The following is a 19,279-nucleotide window of genomic DNA, read 5'->3' on the forward strand; positions in this document are numbered from 1 at the left end:
GAAAAGAATTAGAAAGAAAATGATTGAGAAAAGATATAGAGGAGTAGTAGTACCCATGGTTACCCCGCTTACAAAGCAGGGACAAATCGATGTGGAAGCCGTTGTCCGAATAATGGAGGAGTTTGCCAAGAATGACATCTCACCATTGGTATTGGGAACTACCGGCGAATCTTCCTCTTTTACCAAAGCTGAAAGCATGGAGATGTTGGAAGAGACAGTTGCAGCGAAGGGAAAGCATCAGAAGGTTTATGCCGGAGTCGTAAGCAATTGCTTTGAGCAGCAGGTGGATTATGGAAAGGCTTTTCTCGATCAGGGAGCTGATGCGATTGTTGCGACACTGCCGGGATATTATGTTTTGACAGCATCCCAAATGACAGCTCACTTCATCAATTTGGCTGATGCCATCCAGGGCGATTTGATTGTCTACAACATCAAAGCTACTACCCAAATGTCTATTCCGATTCCTGTTGTTGAAACATTGAGCCAACACGATCATATTCTTGGCCTCAAGGATTCTGAAAGGGATGAAGAGCGGTTGAAAACCTGCATTTCCTTGTTTAAGGAGCGGGAGGATTTCTCATATTTCTGTGGCTGGGGAGCCAAATCTGTTGACAGTTTGTCTTTGGGTGCAGATGGGATTGTTCCAAGCACTGGAAATCTTGTCCCATCTTTTTATAAAGAAATGATGACTGAAATCGGACAAAACAATTGGGAGAAAGCGATGGAATGGCAGTCAATTACTGACGAAGTGGCTAAAGTCTATCAAGGGGGAAAGACCTTGGGGCAATCATTGGCTGCATTGAAGCTGTTGATGTTGGAAAGGGGATTGTGCCAAACATTTATGAAACCTCCTTTGACAACTTTGGAGGATAACTTGTGTACGGAGATATTGTCAAATTGGAAAAACCTTGAACTGAAATTTTAATGGAGCAAACAGGTTTGCAAATATTGGATTATGCGATAATTCTCCTGTCTATTTTGGGAACCATCTACATGGGGGTGTACTTCTCCAAAAGACAGAAAAGCAGTGAGAATTATTTTGCCGGGAGTGGAAGAATCCCCTCTTGGGCAATCGGTATGTCCATTTTCGCAACCCTGATCAGTAGTGTGACATTTTTGGCCTATCCAAGTGCCGCTTACAAATCAAATTGGATTTTGTTGGTTCAGGGCTTGATGGTGCCTGTGGTACTTGTGATGATGATTTGGGTGATTGTGCCTTTGTTCAGAAAAGTCATTGGCCTGAGTACCTACGAGTATTTTGAAAAAAGATTTGGCGTATTTCCGAGATTATACAGCTCTTTGGCATTTGTATTTATGCATTTCTCTAAAATGGGAACGGTGCTGTATTTGGTGAGTCTTGCATTGAGTAGCATGTTACAGGTAGATATTTTCATCGTGATCGGGACCTTGGGGGTATCGATCATCATTCTGACATATCTGGGAGGAATTGAGGCGGTGATTTGGATGGATGTGATCCAAGGTTTTTTGTTGATTGGTGGTGGGTTGTTTTGCTTGTTTATTCTCCTTTATCCCGCACCAGAGGTAGGACCAGTGGAAGCCATTGGCGAAGCGATTTCATTGAAAAAGATTGGATTTGGACCATATGATATGGATTTGGGTCAGTTGACATTCATCGTAATGGCTTTGAACGGTGTGTTCTATGCAATCCAGAAATATGCTACGGATCAGACGATCGTCCAGCGGTATTTGACTGCGCAAAATGACAAGGAAGCCAAAAGAGCAGCCTACATGGGAGTGTTTTTAAGCGTTCCTGTTTGGACTGTTTTTATGCTGATTGGCTCTTTGCTCTTTGTCTTTTACCAATTGCCAAACAATGTCCTTCCTTCAGAAATGAGTGTAGATGAAGTATTCCCTTATTTCATCATGACGCAACTCCCTGTGGGTGTTACCGGATTGGTGATTTCGGCAATTGCCGCAGCGGCGATTTCCAGTTTGGATTCGGATATGAATTGCCTAGCAGCTGTTGGGGTAGAGGATTTTTACACCAGATTCAATCCCAAAAGTACCACGCAACAAAGGCTTTGGGTCGGAAGGTTTTTGGTTTTGGTAGCAGGCTTAGCTTCTGTTTTGGTGGCGGTTCTTTATGTGTTTTGGGAGGGTGAAGGAGTACTTGGAGCCGTGTTTGAGCTGTATGCCATTTTCTCGGCAGGGATAGTTGGGATCTTTCTTTTGGCTTTGTTCAGCAGAAGTGCCAACAACAGCGGTGTCACCGTCGGGATTATTGTTTGTATCCTTTTTACAACCTATGCATTTCTGACTTCCACACCTTTGAGTTTTGGTGGGGAAAAGAAATTGCTCCTCGATTTGAGATCATACAATTTCCCACATCATAAATATATGTTGGGAGTTTATAGCCATTTGATAGTACTGATAGTAGGATACATTGCCAGCCGCTTCTTCAAAAGCCCAAAAGTCCCGGATAGCTTGACGATACACGGCTATTTTAAAAATAGAAATATGAAACTTAAAAAATCTTCATGAAATGCCCATAAGCTATGTTTCTCACACAGGGAAATCATAAGCAAGGTATTCCATATGACCGATGAAAAGCAATTACATACATATGAATTCAATTACTTTATATCAACCCAAGAAACTTGTTTTCGGTGCAGGTGCTCTTCAGAACTTCATTGAAGATCTCAAGTCCAGCAGTTATCGAAGGGTTTGGGTTTTGAGTGTATCTGCACTTCAGGAAAAATTACAACCTGTAATAAATGACTTGGGCAGTAATGATAGAACTGTCGCTTATGAAGTTTATAAATCTGGAGAGCCGAATACCGAACATTATAATTTTTACCTTGAAAAAGTCAGGGAGTTCAACCCTGATCTCATAGTGGGGATTGGTGGCGGAAGTGTCCTGGATTTGGCGAAAATATTGGCCGCCATGAAATCCAATACCCAGACTTTGGAAGAGGTGATTGGAAGGGATCTGTTGACAGAGCGAAATACTGCTTTGATTTGCTTGCCTACTACTTCGGGTACTGGAAGCGAGGTTTCGCCCAACTCGATTCTTTTGGATGAAACTACCTTGGAGAAAAAGGGTATCATCAGTCCATTTTTGATGCCGGATGCCAGCTATATCGATCCGGTTTTGACATTGGGATTGCCGAGGAAAATTACAGCCGAGACGAGTATAGATGCCTTGTCCCACTGCATGGAAGCTTTTACCAACAAGCACAGCCATCCGATGATAGACAGCTTTGCTTTGAAAGGAATAGAATTGATTAGTAAGAATGTCCTGAAGACATTGGAAGATCCTAGTGATATTGAAGCAAGATCTGCAGTAGCTCTTGGGAGCATGTATGGGGGAATGTGTCTTGGTCCTGTCAATACTGCTGCGGTCCATGCGCTTTCTTATCCTTTGGGCGGAAAGTTCCATGTGCCACATGGCTTGGCAAATGCCATCTTGCTTCCGGAAGTGTTGTCATTCAATATCAGTTCGGATATCCCAAAGCATGCCCAAATGGCATTGGCCTTGGGGGTAAAAGCAGGTTCTTCGGACTTCGAAACAGCCAGAAAGGGAGTGGAAAAAGTCAAGGAGTTGGTGAAATCCTGTGGGGTTATGCAAAGTCTTCAAGACCTGGGTGTAAAGGTGGAAGATATAGACATGTTGGCTACGTTGGGAATGAAGGTAAAAAGGTTATTGGACAATAATCCTCGGGAAATGACCCATAGTGATGCCGAGGAAATTTACAAAAGATTACTCTAAAGATTAGAAAATGATACCAAAAATAGCAGTTACCATGGGGGATCCGGCAGGAATTGGACCGGAAATTATTGTAAAGAGTTTTTCCAAAAAAGCGCTTTATAATACGTGCAAACCTTTGGTGGTAGGAGATGCAGATACAATTCAGGACGCAGTGGAAAAGTTGGGCAGTTCGCTGAAGGTTAATGTCATAGCCAAAGTTGATGATGCTGTTTTTGAATATGGCAGCATTGATGTTTTTGATTTGGACAATGTCGAATTGGGTCAATTGGAATTGGGGAAAGTCTCTGCCATGGCTGGGAAAGCGGCTTTTGAGTCTGTTGTGAAAGCCATCCATCTGGCATTGGCCAATGAGGTGGATGCCACTGTGACTGCACCGATCAACAAAGAGTCGATCAATTTGGCGGGACATCATTATTCAGGGCATACCGAGATTTATGCGGATTATACCGATACGAAAAAATTCGCAATGCTTCTGGTGGAAAAGAACCTTCGGGTAATCCATGTGACGACGCATGTGGCTTTGCGACAAGCCTGCGATATGATCAAGAAAGACAGGGTAGTGGATGTCATTCGGCTTTTGCACAATGCCTGTGTACAATTTGGGATTGAAAAACCAAAAATTGGCGTGGCTGGTTTGAATCCACATGCCGGTGACGGTGGCTTGTTTGGGACAGAAGATGACCAGGAGATTTTGCCTGCGGTCAAAGAGGCTGTTGAACAAGGATATTTGGCAGAAGGACCGATTCCTCCAGACACGATGTTTGCAAAAGCAGTACAGGGATATTATGACGGTTGTGTGGCAATGTACCATGATCAGGGCCACATCCCATTCAAGATGATTGGTTTCAAATGGGACAATGAAAACCAGAAGATGGAAAGTGTAAAAGGGGTGAATATTACATTGGGATTACCGATCATCAGGACTTCTGTGGATCACGGAACAGCCTTTGAGATTGCGGGTAAAGGGATCGCTTCTGAGGATGCGCTGGATTTGGCAATCGAATATGCAATCCCAATGGCAATAAATAGAATGGACAAGAGCAAGGATATTTAAGGTTTATGGGTTATTTTTAACATCTAGTTTGATTGATAATAGCCTATAGTATAAGTAGATGTTCGTCGATCAATACACGATGATAAGAAATTAATGTTAACAAATAAATAATTGAATTTTGGAAAAAGTTGTAGTGATAGCTGATGATATGTCAGGAGCGGCAGAGTTGGCAGGGATTTGTTCAAGATTGGAAATCCCGGTTTCTTTTTCAATAGGTTTTTGTACGCCAAAAGAGGGTGTAACCGTGATTGCTACAGATACACGGTCCATGTCGGAGGCAGATGCCAGAAAAGAGGTCAAGACTTTAATCCAGCAATTGAAGGAGGTTGGTTTTTCCGGCCTTTTCAAGAAAGCGGATTCTGTTTTTAGGGGGCATGTTGCCGCAGAGATCGAGGAGATATGTGATGAAATGGACGTAGAGAATGTACTTTTCATTCCTGTCAATCCCTATACGGATCGGAAGATTGAACATGGAGAATATTTTCTGCAGGATATTTCCCTGTCCCAAACCAGCTTTTCCAAAGATCCCGAATATCCAATAGGTTCTTCAAATGTACGTGACCTGATAGGGCCAAGTAAATTCTTGGTGCATTATGGAAGTGATCTGGTAGACCAGCTAAAAGACGGGATCAATATTCCCGATGCACAGAGTTTTGAAGATATGGATCATTGGTTGGAAAGGTCTCCTAAAGGGATCTTGCATGCCGGTAGTGGTGCTTTTTTTGAAGCTTATTTAACACAATTCTATTCCACATTGATACAGAAACAAAGCAGGGCAAAGATACCTTTCAAGGGCAATACGGTCATGGTACTGGGAAGTGCCCATGAATACAACAAAAATTTCATATTGGCGGTGGAAGCGGAAGGCTTGACTTGCCTGGGCTTGCACCAGAGCATGGATTACCAAAGCTATGTACAGGAAGCCAAGAAGAATATCAAAGATTCAGGCTGTGTTTTGCTGTACATCCAGGAACATAAGGATGAAAAGGGTGATCCTGTAAAGTTGAAAAAAGCGCTTTCGGATACTGTCATTGCATTGATCAATGAAGGATCAATCAACGAATTGTTGATCGCTGGTGGGGCTACTTCCTATGCGATCATTGATAAGCTTGGAATCGGTAGTATGCGTGTGTTGGAAGAGCTGTGTCCAGGTGTGGTGAGGTTCAATACCGATGTAGATGATCTCAAAATCACCATCAAACCTGGTAGTTACCCTTGGCCATATTCTATCAAGCATTATATGATCCAATCAAAATCTGTGTTTTGAGCTACTTTCTGAATCGGACTGTTTTGGGAGGGACTCTATGGCGTAAGCTTGGTATTAGCGCTTTGGTTGCCCTTCTTATAATTGGTCCGAATACCATTGTCCTTTCCCAAACATCAGACGATAATTACAGTTCTCCTTTAGTCAAAGTTTTGGAACGGATAGAAGAGGTTTTTGAAGTAACGATCAAAACAAAACCAGAGTTGGTTGCCGATCTTATCCTTTCGTATGGAGAATGGAGAATAGACCCGACCAATATAGAATCATCACTGATACATGTTTTGGCACCATTTGATTTGACATTTCATCAAGTTGGTCCAGAAGAATACGAAGTCCGGAAATATGAATATGCCAGAAACTCAGTTTATTTTGGCAGCAATCAATTGAAAAGGCTTTCAGGTGTCTATGATGATTCCAACAGCTGGGAGGAAAGAAAATCCTTGCTCAAAGCATGTTTTTTGGAAACACTTGATTTTCCCAGACTTTTGGAAAACCCCATCATAAATAGCTACAAGTCAAATTTCAGGTCTTACAAAGGATATACTGTAGAGAATATTGCGATTGAAATTTTCCCCGGGGTTTTTTCGACAGGGTCCATTTACAAACCTTCCAGAACCAAGAAAAAAAGCCATCCTGTAATCCTCTCTCCCAACGGCCATTTTGGTAATGGCCGCTATGGCAAGGATCAGCAGATCAGAAACGCCAAGCTTGCCAGCATGGGGGCATTGGTAGTCAGTTATGACTTGTTTGCCTGGGGGGAATCACTTTTACAATACCAACCGGAAGATCACCGTACAAGCATTGCGGCGAAGATGCAATTGATCCAGGGAATCAAATGGCTCGATTATTTGCTGAGTCTTCCGGAGTCAAATCAGGAAAAAGTAGGAGTCACTGGTGGTTCTGGCGGCGGTTCCCAGACGCTAATGCTCACTGCTCTCGATGACAGAATCAAGGTTACAGCCCCAGTTGTGATGGTTTCTTCCCATTTTTCAGGAGGCTGTCCCTGTGAAAGTGGCTTACCATTCCACCTCTGTGGACAGCGAACCAACAATGCTGAAATTGCAGCCATGGCAGCTCCAAAGCCCCAGTTGATCGTATCAGATGGAAAAGACTGGACCCGTACCGTCCCTGATTTGGAACTCCCTTTTATCCAGCGAACTTATGGATTTTACAATGCGGATAGCTTGCTGTTCAATGCTCACTTCGAAGCAGAGGGACATGATTATGGTCTATCAAAACGATCAGCTGTTTATAAGTTTATGGCGAGATTTTTAGAATTGGATTTGGGGTCAAAAGTGCAAGAAAGTGGCTTTTATGATGAATCCTTTATCAAAGTGGAGGATGAAAAAATGCTGAAAGTATTTGGAGAGCAAGGTGAAAAATTACCCAAACATGCGGTCAAAAATATCGAAGCATTGAGCAGGATTTTGAATGAAGAATGAAAATAGAAAATATGAAGAAGATTGTATTAGGATTTTTGGTTAGCATCATGGCTTTTTGTGCATCAGCGCAGGAGTTGGATAAAAAACTGAAACTTTGGTATGACAAGCCAGCATCAAATTGGAATGAAGCATTGCCCTTGGGAAACGGAAGGTTGGGAGCCATGGTGTTTGGTACTCCTGCAATGGAAAGACTCCAACTGAACGAAGAAACACTCTGGGGAGGTTCTCCCAACAACAATATCCATGATAAGGCAAAGGATGCCTTACCGATTGTCAGAAAGTTGATTTTCGAAGGGAAGTATGTTGAGGCGCAGGATTTGGCGACCAAAGAAATCATGTCCCAGACCAACCATGGAATGCCTTACCAGACCTTTGGTGATTTGTTTGTTTCTTTTCCAGGCCATGCGAACTATTCGGATTACTACAGGGAGTTGGATATAGAAAATGCTGTCAGCACAGTCCAATACAATGTGGATGGCGTGAATTATAAAAGGGAAACTTTGACGGCTTTTGCTGATCAGGTGATCATCATGAAATTGACTGCAGACCAGCCTGGGAAAATCACCTGCCAACTTCAATTAAACAGTCCACACGACAATGCAGATGCAGTTACCGAGGATGGGGAGATTTTGATTTCTGGGGTGTCAAGCATGCATGAAAAACAGCCCGGTAGAGTCAAATTTCAAGGAAGGGTAAAAGCCAAACTTGTGGGGGGAAAGCAAATTGCCAAAGATGGTGTGATCCAAATCGAAGGCGCAGACGAAGTGATTGTTTATGTTTCCATTGCTACAAATTTCAACAACTACAAGGATATCTCTGGTGATGAAGTAAAGAGAAGTAAGGATTATTTGGAAAATGCCTTTGCAAAAAACTTCGATGTGATCAAAAATGCCCACGTAGCATATTTCAGAAGCTTTATGGATCGGGTGAATATAGACTTGGGGATCACCGAAGCATCAACAAAACCTACCAACGAAAGGGTTGCTGCATTTGCCCAAGGAAATGATCCCCATTTGGTGGCGCTCTATTTTCAGTTTGGCAGATACTTGCTGATCAGCAGTTCGCAGCCAGGTGGACAGCCTGCCAATTTGCAAGGGATTTGGAATGACAAACTTTTCCCTTCATGGGATAGCAAATACACAGTCAATATCAATGCTGAGATGAATTATTGGCCTGCCGAAGTGACGAATTTGACTGAAATGCATGAGCCATTTTTACAATTGGTGAGGGAAGTCAGTGAAACTGGCAAGGATGCAGCGGAGACCCTATACGGTGCAAAAGGTTGGGTGCTTCACCATAACACAGACATTTGGAGAATTACCGGACCCTTGGACCGTGCACCTTCGGGTATGTGGCCGAGTGCTGGGGCTTGGGTAAGCCAGCACCTTTGGGAACGGTACCTGTTTACTGGTGACAAAGATTTTTTGAGGGAAGTTTACCCTGTGATGAAAGGTGCAGCGGAGTTTTTCCTTGATTTCATGATAGAAGAGCCAACCAACAATTGGCTGGTAGTGACACCTTCCAATTCTCCGGAAAATGTCCATGCCGGAAGTGGCGGAAAAGCGACTACAGCTGCAGGAGTAACCATAGACAATCAATTGGTTTTTGATCTTTTTTCGAACTTGGGCAGAGCTTCGAAAATCCTCGGGATAGACGAAGAATTTGCGGTCGAATTGGATCAAGCAAAAAGAAGAATGCCTCCAATGCAAATCGGCAAACATGGTCAATTGCAGGAGTGGATGCATGATTGGGATGATCCCAAAGACCAACATAGACATGTTTCACATTTATATGGCGTAGCTCCAAGCAATCAGATTTCACCTATCCGCACACCAGAGCTTTTCGATGCTGCCAGAACATCATTGATATTTAGGGGAGACCCTTCTACTGGTTGGTCGATGGGATGGAAGGTGAATTTGTGGGCAAGATTCCTTGATGGAAACCATGCCTATAAACTGTTGCAAGACCAGTTGTCATTGGTTGTTCCCGATAAAAAAGGAGGAGGGACTTATCCAAATTTATTGGATGCACACCCTCCATTTCAGATTGATGGGAACTTTGGCTGTACTGCGGGAATAGCCGAGATGCTGATGCAGAGCCATGATGGTGCGGTGCATTTGCTGCCTGCTTTGCCCAGGGTATGGGAAGCTGGGAGTATCGGAGGCTTGGTAGCAAGGGGAGCTTTTGAAATAGTAGAACTTTCTTGGAAGGGAAATAAACTGGAGAAGTTGGTCGTGAAATCCAAGATAGGAGGGAATCTCCGTTTGCGGACTTCAGATCAGCTTCGAAACGATCGGGGGTTCAAAATGTCCAAAGCCAAAGGATCAAATCCCAATCATCTATTCGATATCATTCCAATCAATGAACCACAGATTTCCCCGGAAGCAAAACTCAACGAAGTGACTTTGACCAAGTATTGGGAATATGATATTGAGACAAAAGCAGGGCAGACTTATACTTTCTTTAGGAAATAAAATGAAAATACCTAACGCGATACTATTAATAGTCTTGGTGTTGGCTTCTTGCCAAACTAAAACCGAGAAAACGGAAGAAACTGTTGCTGAAGAAAAACCTTGGTCTGTGCAGTTGGCAGTGTCTGATATAGAACGGTTCACGCAATTGATGACGGAAAATCCTCGCTGGGGATACCATCAGGGATTGATTGGGAAGTCCATGTTGGACATGTGGGAATATACAGGGGAGCAAAAGTATTTTGACTTTGTCAAGGCTTTCGGGGAAAATGTCATTTCCGAAGATGGACATATCAATACCTACGAATTCAAATCCTACAATATTGATAATATCAATGCTGGGAAACTCTTGATTCCACTTTATCAAGAAACAAAGGACGAACGCTACCTGAAAGCTTTGGATACATTGATCCACCAAATGGCATCCCATCCAAGGACTAGCGAAGGAGGGTTTTGGCACAAACTCCGGTATCCACACCAAAAATGGTTGGACGGTATCTACATGGCATCTCCATTTTTGGCAGCTTATGCAGTAGCGTTTGGTCAACCTCAATATTTTGATGATGTAGTCAACCAAATCACTTTGATGGCGAAGCATGCATATAATCCTGACAAGAAGCTATTGTATCATGGTTGGGATGAAAGCAAAGAACAACCTTGGGCAGACAAGACCACAGGTTTATCGGCAAATTTCTGGAGCAGGAGTATTGGCTGGTATGGTATGGCGATCGTGGATGTTTTGGATTTCTTGCCAGAAGACCATCCAGGCCGAAGTGAATTGATCGCAATTGCCAGAAATGTGGCAGAAGGAATCCAGATGCATCAGGATGAAAAAACAGGTACTTGGTATCAGGTAACGGATATGGGAGATAGAGAAGGGAATTATTTAGAATCTTCCGGGACTGCCATGTTTGTTTATTTCCTGTACAAGGGGGTTCGGTTGGGATACTTGGACAATTCATACTTGGCAACAGCAAAAAAAGGATATGAAGGAATGGTCAACCAGTTTTTCAAGACGGACGAGGATGGAATGGTGTCTGTTTCCCAAGGGTGTGTTGTAGCAGGACTAGGAGGTCCAGACAATAGGGATGGGAGTTTTGAATATTACATTTCCGAACCCATCAAAGACAACGATCCAAAGGCAACTGGTCCGGCGATTATAGCCAGCATAGAGCATGAAAGATCAGTCAAATAATATCCATAGGTTTGAATATGAATTCTAGACTAACTGTATTTCTGCTAATTGCCGCATTTTCATTTATCTCATGCCAAGAAAAAGCAGACGACCCCAAAGGGCCAGCCATATTGAAGGCGGAGGATTTTAAATTCCACGTTGATTACTTCAACAGCATGGAGGATGAAAATATCCAACAAGCCATTCCAAATGTACAATCTTGGGAATGGATGGAAGAAAATATCCCTTTGTTCGAATGTCCACAGCAAAATTTCCAAGAAATCTATTACTACAGATGGTGGTCTTTGAGAAAGCACATCAAAGAAACACCCAAGGGTTATGTAATGACTGAATTCCTTGTTGATAGACCCTATGCCGATGAATACAACATGATCAGTTGTGCATTGGGTCACCATATCTACGAATCGAGATGGCTTCACAACCCGGAGTATCTGCATGACTATGTCCATGTTTGGTTTAGGGGAAATGAAGGTGGCCCTATGGCAAAACTTCGTTCTTTCAGTAGCTGGACAGCCGATGCTTTGTACAACAAATTTTTGGTTGACAATGACCGGGATTTTCTGGTCGATATGTACCCAGACTTGCGTAAAGAGTATTTTGCTTGGGAAGCAGACAGGAGATTGCCATCAGGGTTGTTTTGGCAGCATGATGTCAAAGATGGAATGGAAGAGTCCTTGAGCGGAGGAAGAAGGGTTCAAAATGCCCGCCCGACTATCAACAGCTACATGTATGGAAATGCAAAAGCAATGGCAAAAATCGCACAGATGCTTGATATTCCTGAAGATCAGACATTGTTCAATGCCAAGGCGGATACGATGAAAATGCTCGTGGAGGAGAATCTATGGAATCCAGAATCTGTGTTTTTCGAGACCTTGACGCCAGAAGGGGAGTTTGCAGGTGTACGGGAAGCGATTGGATTTATTCCTTGGTACTTTAACCTACCAGAGAATGGCCATGAAGCTGCTTGGGAACAGGTGAAAGACAAAGGTGGATTTCTGGCGCCCTTTGGGCTGACGACGGCAGAGTGCAGACATCCTGATTTCCGATCGCATGGATGCTGTAGTTGTGAATGGGACGGTGCAATCTGGCCTTTTGCCACTAGCCAGACCATGACTGCGATGGCCAATGTCCTCAATGATTATACCCAAGAAGTTGTCGGGAAAAATGATTATTTCCAGCTGTTCAACCTCTATGTTGAATCCCAATATTATAGAGGAAGGCCTTATATTGGTGAATATCTGGATGAAACAACAGGTTTTTGGCTAAAGGGTGATCAGGAAAGAAGTCGCTACTACAACCACTCCACATTTAATGATATGCTGATCTCGGGATTGGTAGGCTTGAGACCAAGAGCTGACGACAAGATTGAAGTCAATCCACTTATTCCAGAAGACAAATGGGATTGGTTTTGCTTGGATAATGTTGCCTACCAAGGCGATATTTTGACCATCATATGGGACAAATCAGGCGAGAAATACAATTTGGGACAAGGCTTGAGGGTATTGAAGAATGGTGAAGAAATAGCTTCTTCCCAAAGATTGGAAAAAATCCTTGTGGAAAAAAAGACAAAATAATATGAAGTATAGCTTAAGCATTCTTTTCTTCATCTTATTATCATTGGCCAACCAATTTTCTGGTTCTGAAAATGATTCCAAGGATGCTGCCATTCAGGTTTTTGATCTGAAAGTGGAGGGTTTGACAAATCCTCTGGGGCTGTCAGCAGATCAGCCAAAGTTCAGTTGGAAACTAAAGGGGAATAAAAGGGATGTTCAGCAGGTCGCTTACAGGATTATTGTGTCCAGTTCAGAATCCAATTTAGCCGAAGATATTGGTGATTTTTGGGATTCAAAAGAAGTCAAAAGCGGGCAATCCACAGGGATAAAATACAATGGAAAGGCCCTTTCCAACAATGAAAAAGTCTATTGGAAAGTCAAGGTTTCTACCAACCAAGGTGAATCGCAATGGTTCGAGGGTGGATATTGGAGCAAAGGGATTTCTGCTTACAATGATTGGAAGTCAACCCGTTGGATTGGCATGGACAAGGCATTTGAATGGGATGATTTGACTACTTTTTCAAAATTATCGGCTAGGTATTTCAGAAAGGAATTTGAAGCCAAGAAGGAAATCAAAAGAGCCACAGTGCATTTGATGGGACTTGGTCTTTTTGAACTTTATATCAATGGGCATAAAATCGGGGATCAGGTATTGGCACCAGTACCTACTGATTACCATCAAAATGTAAAAATCAATGTGTTCGATGTCACCGAGGAGGTAAAATCAGGATCGAATGCCATTGGCGTGATTTTGGGTAATGGGAGGTTTTTTACCATGCGTCAAAACTATAAGCCCTACAAAATCAAAAACTTTGGATTCCCTAAGATGGCCATGCAATTGCATGTGGAATTTACGGATGGATCAAAGGAAATCATCCGTACAGATGAATCCTGGAAAATGACAGCAGATGGACCCATCCGAACCAACAATGAATATGATGGCGAAATCTACGACGCCAGAAAAGAAATGCCCGATTGGAATAAAGTAGGTTTTGATCCCTCAACTTGGCTCAATGCCGAATATGTCCAAGAACCCGAGGGGGAATTTCAGGCTCAGGTAAATGAAAATATGAAAGTCATGATGGAGTTGAAGCCCATCAAAATTTTGCATGGAGAAAATGGGAAGTTTATCTTGGACATGGGACAAAACATGACAGGATGGCTACAGATCAAAGTGGAAGGAAAAGAAGGGCAGGAGGTCAATCTGAAATTTGCTGAGTCACTGCAGGAAGATGGATCACTTTTTTTGACAAACTTGAGAGATGCCAAAGCACAGGATACCTATATTTTGAATGGCAAAGGGAAAGAAATATGGGAACCCAAGTTCACTTACCATGGATTTTGGTTTGTGGAAGTAAGTGGTTTTCCCGGCCAGCCTAAGTTGGCCGATTTTACGGGGAAAATGGTCTATGATGGTATCGAGACCGTTGGTCAATTTGAAACCTCAGATCCTACCATCAATGCTATATACAACAATGCTTGGTGGAGTATTGCTGGGAATTATAAAGGAATGCCAGTAGATTGTCCCCAGAGAAACGAAAGGCAACCTTGGTTGGGTGATCGACCTACAAGCTCTTATGGTGAAAACTTTGTTTTTGACAATACCAGAATTTATGTGAAATGGCTGGAAGATATCAGACTTTCACAGAAAAAAGATGGAAGTATTCCGGACGTAGCACCTGCTTTTTGGAGGTATTACAGTGACAATATGAGTTGGGCAGGGACGATCGTCAATGTCACAGACATGCTTTATCGGCAGACTGGTGATGCGCAGGTGATCGAAGAGAACTATGATGCGATCAAGCTTTGGTTGGATTATATGCAGTCCAAATATATGGATGAATCTTACATTTTGACCAAAGATAGCTATGGAGATTGGTGCGTGCCACCACCAAGTATCGAAGAGGCTACAGGCCAGAATGCAGATGTAAAACGCCCAAGTCAATTGATCTCCACGGCATACTATTATTACTATATGCAGTTGATGACTGACTTTGCAAGTGTCATTGGTAGGGAAGAGGATATCGCTGGTTTTCAGGAATTGGGTGAGAAAGTCAAAAAAGCTTTCCAAGAGACATATTACAATGAAGCTGGATATTTTGGCGAGAACCAAATGACAGATAATTTACTCGCATTGCATTTTGGGTTGGTTGAGGATGACCAGAAACAGAAAGTTTTTGAGAGCTTGGTGCATAGCATTGAAGTAACCCATAATGGTCATTTGAGTACGGGTGTGGTTGGTGTTCAATGGCTGATGCGAACCTTGACTGACAATGGAAGGGCAGATTTGGCATTTAAACTGGCAACGAATAGAACCTACCCGAGTTGGGGGTATATGCTTGAAAATGGCGCCACCACCATTTGGGAACTTTGGCACGGAAATGTTGCCAAACCTTCCATGAATTCCCAAAACCATGTGATGCTTTTAGGCGATTTGATCGTTTGGTATTATGAAAACCTTGCCGGAATTCAATCTGACCGGAATAATCCAGGTTTCAAGAATGTGATCATGAAACCATCTTTTGTCCAAGGACTGGATTATGTCAAAGCATCCCATGATGGACCTTATGGAAAGATATCCTCCCACTGGCAGAGAAAAGGACAAAAAATAAATTGGGAAATCACCATTCCTGCAAATTCTTCAGCGAATGTATATTTGCCAATAAGTGAAGCAAAAACTTTGGAGATAGATAATAGAAAAGGGATGAATCAAAATGATGAGAGTATTTCTAAAGTCGAAGGCAAGATTATGCTAACTTTAAAATCGGGAACTTATAAGCTTGGTTTCCGAGAGGAGCTTTGATCTTGCAGTTGGAATGATAACAAGAAATGAAATGGCACCAGTAGTTAAATTATGCATATGAAATGATGCGGATAATTGTCAACTACGCCACGGCGCACGAGTGTCGACGGTTGACAGTCAACTTGGCCTGGAAACAATATGGATACATTATTTTAAATGGCTACTGGTAAGAAATCGGATATCCACAAAAAAATAAAATTCAAAAAGCCGATTATGAAGAATATCAAAAAATATCTGCCTTACCTGACATTATTTGTTCTGTTGCCAATACTATCCTGTTCAAGCAATAAATACAGCCCCAATGATATCACCGGAAATTATTATTTGCCGCCAATTGCCAAAGTTGGGGAAGGGGCATATCTGAAAGGAGGGTTAGTTTATGACCTTGATAACAAACCTGTCCCCCAATGCCATGCTTCGACCATTGTGGAAACCCCTTCAGGTTTGGTTACAGCTTTTTTTGCTGGAACGGGGGAAGCCCATCCGGATGTAGGGATCTGGGTAAGCCGACTTGAAAATGACAGTTGGACATGGCCTGTAGAAGTGGTCAATGGCTTTGAGCATGACACTTTAAGATATCCTACCTGGAATCCTGTTTTCTTCCAGCCTGAAAATGGTCCCTTAATGTTGTTTTATAAAGTAGGACCAGGTCCACAGACCTGGTGGGGCATGTTGATCACTTCAGATGATGATGGTAGAACATGGTCCACACCAAGGAAATTAGGGGAAGATGAGCAGGTTGGAGACTTGTTGGGTCCCATCAAAAACAAACCTGTTCAGCTTCTTGATGGTACGATAATCAGCCCAACCAGTATTGAATACCCAGTGGGTGACATTCCAGAACAGGATTGGAGGGTGTATTTTGAAATCAGCTCCGACATGGGAAAAACCTGGGAAGTCATTCCACCCATCAATGACGGTGTGGGATTTGACGCTATCCAGCCCAGTATTTTGACCTATCCTGATGGAAGACTGCAGGTGATTTGCCGAACCCGGCAGGGTGTGTTGTCCCAAAGTTGGTCTTCGGATCAAGGACGGACATGGAGTGAGATGACCGCACTTGGCTTGCCCAACCCCAACTCAGGAACGGATGCGGTAACACTCCAAGATGGAAGGCAGCTGTTGATATATAACCACTCCACCAAATCGGGAGAAGAACCAAAGGGAAGAAATATCCTTAATCTGGCATTATCCGATGACGGAGAAAATTGGATTCCTGTAATGACCTTAGAAAATGACCCCATTGAGGATGGCTATGCCTACCCTGCCATCATTCAGAGTTTCGATGGCTTAGTACACATAACGTATACCTACAACAGGGTGTCGATCAAATATGTGTTGATTGACCCTGCAAAATTAAAAATTTAGACTTTATAGCAACTTAATATACAATTAGACCACTAGAGGAATCGCTTTTAGCCAAAAAACCTCCAGGATTGTCCTGCCCAATTTAGTGGATTGTTCTGTGGGGACACAGACCAAGGTGATTAAGTGAAAACCCTCGAAGGTTTTACCACGCAATAATCCTTCTCTTATTTTTTCCAAGTAAATATATAAAGCATGATTACTTTGGAATATCTAAGACTCCATGGGACTGTGATGATGGCAGGAATGAAAATCATCGCATAGTAAACCCAAAGGGGAGGATTGTCAAAGATCAGATAGGTCAGAAATCCGAATATTACAAACAATGCTACACTGAAAGCGTAAGTTAGGAACATCGATATCTGGTAAAACCCTGGTTCTGGCATAAACTTGAACCCACAATTTGAACAGGACTCATTGAGTTCATTGAATTTTTTCAGGTCGGTAGCACTTGATTTGAACATGTCACCTTTTGTACAAATTGGACATTTGCAACTTTCCATGGATAGCCATAGATTGCCTTTTTCGATACCTTGAAATACAAGTCCAGATCGATTTGATTTTTGATGACCTTTATTTTCCATCTTGATTCATTTTATTCTTGGTGCAAATTTCAGGTTTTATTATTTTTCTTTGTATAAGAAAAGTAGCAAGTATTAGGATAATTGGGACATGAAAACTTTTTTTAAGAATGAATATCACTTACTTTGGCATACAGGAAATTAAACAGAATGTAGTCAGAGGATAAGGATACTAATGGATACTTCTTGATATTTTTCTATAGCAAAATCTAATTTGAAAATCATCCTATTTGTCAAGATGTATATACGCTACTTTGCCACAAGCCAAACAAAGTTTCTCCAACAACGGATTTTCATTACTGTTGACTGTCGTCCGTTGACACTCGTGCGCCGTGGCGTAGTTGACGATTATCCGCAACATGATGGTTTGCTTACTTCATTACTGGCAAAGTAGCGGATAATCATATATCTTAATTTGAGAATATGAAAAATACCTTCCCTGTTTTGAATATTGAGCAGTTTCCCTCTGAGCAGGACGGGAATTTTTATGCAAATGATATAAGGAACCATATAGATACCCATCATCTTCATATCAGTAAGCCCCACAAGCATGACTTTTACCTTACAGTCATATTTACCCAAGGAACTGGTTTCCACGAAATAGATTTCAATTCCTATGAGGTGAAAGCAGGTTCCGTATTTCTCCTCAGTCCGGGGCAAACCCACTTTTGGAATTTGTCAGACGATATTGCAGGGTTTGTGATTATACATAACAGGCTTTTTTTTGATGTCAATTTTTCGAATAGATCGATTGATGATTTTCCATTTTTCTATTCTTTTCAAAACGATCCCAGCTTGTATATTGAAAAAAACGATTTGGGTAAAATCGTGCAGCTGTTTCGGGAAATCAAAGATGAATATGAATCAGGAAAGGCTTTTAAATCCAATAAAATCAGTAGCTTGACCGATATTCTCTACATCGAACTGAGTAGATTGTATCAACCAAAAATCAATGCTTCCGAACAGCATTCAGGCAATCAAATTGTGCAATTGAAAAGGTTGGAGAGGCTTATTGACGAATTCTATCTGTCAGAAAAGTCTGCTGCTTTTTATGCTGACAGCATGAGTATAAGCACACGGCATCTCAATAGAATCATCCAAAATCTTTTGGGAAAGACGACGACAGATTTGATTTTGGAAAGGGTCTTGCTTGAAGCCCAAAGGCTATTGTCCGGATCAAACATGACGATAGCCGAATTGACAGATTTTCTTGGGTATGAAGACCAATCTTATTTTTCCAGGATTTTCAAGAATCGATTAGGGCTTACACCGACAGAATTTGCGAAGAAATATTAGGAGATCCGATAGGAGTGAAGTCCATGTATTTAATATCTGAAGACATTCACTCCCTTGGATTGGCGCATTTATATTTTCAGAGCTGAATTCTGAAATTGTTATCAAGTGTCAACAAGACAACAGTCAAGATGCACATCATCAAAGAATTGTAAAAGTATTGGTATTCATGATGAGCCATGTGGGCTGTAAATGCACCTACAGCAAAGGGGAATAAAATCAATATTCCCAAATTTCTAAATTGGGGCTTGAATAGACCAACCACTATCAGAATTACTCCAAGCAGCTCTCCAATACCTATAAAGACTGTCCAAGTTTTGTTAAACCCTAACCCAAACATACTATCCATCATGGACTTTTTTTGAAAGACCTTAAACAAAGATGCATATCCAAATACATAGAGATAATATGCATAGCTTAACCAATAAATGATTGTCTTGATTGTTTCCATTTTCTTTTTCTTTTTGCAAATATTCGGATTTATCCTTAAATATGTAAGTACATACAAAATTGTATGGTACTAACAAA

At 42.0% G+C, this 19,279-nt stretch carries 14 protein-coding genes; 12 read left to right on the forward strand and 2 right to left on the reverse strand.

The annotated features are described in order from the left end of the window. Nucleotides 1-19 precede the first annotated feature (19 nt). The 11 genes from ACFSKL_RS03580 (at nucleotide 20) to ACFSKL_RS03630 (ending at nucleotide 16,880) form a co-directional block, all read left to right on the forward strand. Entirely contained in the window at nucleotides 20-925 is a 906-nt protein-coding gene (locus ACFSKL_RS03580) for a dihydrodipicolinate synthase family protein (RefSeq protein ID WP_376883547.1), read from the forward strand. Beyond that, complete coding sequence (locus tag ACFSKL_RS03585) at nucleotides 925-2,502, forward strand: sodium:solute symporter family protein (RefSeq protein WP_376883549.1); 1,578 nt, start codon at nucleotides 925-927, stop codon at nucleotides 2,500-2,502. The genes ACFSKL_RS03580 and ACFSKL_RS03585 overlap by 1 nt, the downstream gene beginning before the upstream one ends. Before the next feature lie 82 nt (nucleotides 2,503-2,584). Continuing rightward, nucleotides 2,585-3,730, forward strand: coding sequence for an iron-containing alcohol dehydrogenase (locus tag ACFSKL_RS03590; RefSeq protein WP_376883551.1), 1,146 nt, complete (start codon nucleotides 2,585-2,587; stop codon nucleotides 3,728-3,730). Nucleotides 3,731-3,740: 10 nt separating this feature from the next. Further along, a complete protein-coding gene (pdxA, locus tag ACFSKL_RS03595; protein WP_376883553.1) occupies nucleotides 3,741-4,784 on the forward strand; it encodes a 4-hydroxythreonine-4-phosphate dehydrogenase PdxA in 1,044 nt (347 codons plus the stop codon). A 118-nt stretch (nucleotides 4,785-4,902) separates the two neighbouring features. Beyond that, a complete protein-coding gene (locus ACFSKL_RS03600) occupies nucleotides 4,903-6,051 on the forward strand; it encodes a four-carbon acid sugar kinase family protein (RefSeq protein WP_376883555.1) in 1,149 nt (382 codons plus the stop codon). Further along, nucleotides 6,048-7,490 (forward strand): alpha/beta hydrolase, encoded by a 1,443-nt coding sequence (locus tag ACFSKL_RS03605; protein ID WP_376883557.1) that lies wholly within the window; start codon nucleotides 6,048-6,050, stop codon nucleotides 7,488-7,490. The genes ACFSKL_RS03600 and ACFSKL_RS03605 overlap by 4 nt, the downstream gene beginning before the upstream one ends. 11 nt (nucleotides 7,491-7,501) lie before the next feature. After that, nucleotides 7,502-9,964: a glycoside hydrolase family 95 protein gene (locus ACFSKL_RS03610; protein WP_376883559.1), complete on the forward strand. Its 2,463-nt coding sequence runs from the start codon at nucleotides 7,502-7,504 to the stop codon at nucleotides 9,962-9,964. 1 nt (nucleotide 9,965) lies between these two features. Continuing rightward, nucleotides 9,966-11,156: a glycoside hydrolase family 88/105 protein gene (locus tag ACFSKL_RS03615; RefSeq protein WP_376883561.1), complete on the forward strand. Its 1,191-nt coding sequence runs from the start codon at nucleotides 9,966-9,968 to the stop codon at nucleotides 11,154-11,156. Between the two features lie 17 nt (nucleotides 11,157-11,173). After that, on the forward strand, nucleotides 11,174-12,730 hold the full coding sequence (locus ACFSKL_RS03620) for an MGH1-like glycoside hydrolase domain-containing protein (RefSeq protein WP_376883562.1): 1,557 nt from the start codon (nucleotides 11,174-11,176) through the stop codon (nucleotides 12,728-12,730). Between the two features lies 1 nt (nucleotide 12,731). Then, nucleotides 12,732-15,512, forward strand: coding sequence for a glycoside hydrolase family 78 protein (locus ACFSKL_RS03625; RefSeq protein WP_376883564.1), 2,781 nt, complete (start codon nucleotides 12,732-12,734; stop codon nucleotides 15,510-15,512). 213 nt (nucleotides 15,513-15,725) lie between these two features. After that, nucleotides 15,726-16,880, forward strand: coding sequence for a sialidase family protein (locus ACFSKL_RS03630; protein ID WP_376883566.1), 1,155 nt, complete (start codon nucleotides 15,726-15,728; stop codon nucleotides 16,878-16,880). A gap of 164 nt (nucleotides 16,881-17,044) precedes the next feature. Here the strand turns inward: ACFSKL_RS03630 and ACFSKL_RS03635 are convergent, their stop codons facing one another. Next, nucleotides 17,045-17,461 (reverse strand): DUF983 domain-containing protein, encoded by a 417-nt coding sequence (locus tag ACFSKL_RS03635; RefSeq protein WP_376883568.1) that lies wholly within the window; start codon nucleotides 17,459-17,461, stop codon nucleotides 17,045-17,047. 420 nt (nucleotides 17,462-17,881) lie between these two features. On the opposite strand from ACFSKL_RS03635, the gene ACFSKL_RS03640 reads away from it, so the two are divergent. Continuing rightward, entirely contained in the window at nucleotides 17,882-18,754 is an 873-nt protein-coding gene (locus ACFSKL_RS03640) for an AraC family transcriptional regulator (RefSeq protein WP_376883570.1), read from the forward strand. 76 nt (nucleotides 18,755-18,830) lie between these two features. On the opposite strand, the gene ACFSKL_RS03645 is transcribed toward ACFSKL_RS03640, so the two are convergent. Further along, nucleotides 18,831-19,202, reverse strand: coding sequence for a DoxX family protein (locus ACFSKL_RS03645; RefSeq protein ID WP_376883571.1), 372 nt, complete (start codon nucleotides 19,200-19,202; stop codon nucleotides 18,831-18,833). Nucleotides 19,203-19,279 lie beyond the last annotated feature (77 nt).

This window comes from Belliella marina (assembly GCF_042682445.1).
Lineage (GTDB): Bacteria > Bacteroidota > Bacteroidia > Cytophagales > Cyclobacteriaceae > Belliella > Belliella marina.

What these genes read in the sequence shown, in the direction of transcription:
- ACFSKL_RS03580 (WP_376883547.1), top strand. Translation starts at nt 20, where the DNA reads ATGATTGAGAAAAGATATAGAGGAGTAGTAGTACCCATGGTTACCCCG.
- ACFSKL_RS03585 (WP_376883549.1), top strand. Translation starts at nt 925, where the DNA reads ATGGAGCAAACAGGTTTGCAAATATTGGATTATGCGATAATTCTCCTG.
- ACFSKL_RS03590 (WP_376883551.1), top strand. Translation starts at nt 2,585, where the DNA reads ATGAATTCAATTACTTTATATCAACCCAAGAAACTTGTTTTCGGTGCA.
- pdxA (WP_376883553.1), top strand. Translation starts at nt 3,741, where the DNA reads ATGATACCAAAAATAGCAGTTACCATGGGGGATCCGGCAGGAATTGGA.
- ACFSKL_RS03610 (WP_376883559.1), top strand. Translation starts at nt 7,502, where the DNA reads ATGAAGAAGATTGTATTAGGATTTTTGGTTAGCATCATGGCTTTTTGT.
- ACFSKL_RS03615 (WP_376883561.1), top strand. Translation starts at nt 9,966, where the DNA reads ATGAAAATACCTAACGCGATACTATTAATAGTCTTGGTGTTGGCTTCT.
- ACFSKL_RS03620 (WP_376883562.1), top strand. Translation starts at nt 11,174, where the DNA reads ATGAATTCTAGACTAACTGTATTTCTGCTAATTGCCGCATTTTCATTT.
- ACFSKL_RS03625 (WP_376883564.1), top strand. Translation starts at nt 12,732, where the DNA reads ATGAAGTATAGCTTAAGCATTCTTTTCTTCATCTTATTATCATTGGCC.
- ACFSKL_RS03630 (WP_376883566.1), top strand. Translation starts at nt 15,726, where the DNA reads ATGAAGAATATCAAAAAATATCTGCCTTACCTGACATTATTTGTTCTG.
- ACFSKL_RS03635 (WP_376883568.1), bottom strand. Translation starts at nt 17,461, where the DNA reads ATGGAAAATAAAGGTCATCAAAAATCAAATCGATCTGGACTTGTATTT.
- ACFSKL_RS03640 (WP_376883570.1), top strand. Translation starts at nt 17,882, where the DNA reads ATGAAAAATACCTTCCCTGTTTTGAATATTGAGCAGTTTCCCTCTGAG.
- ACFSKL_RS03645 (WP_376883571.1), bottom strand. Translation starts at nt 19,202, where the DNA reads ATGGAAACAATCAAGACAATCATTTATTGGTTAAGCTATGCATATTAT.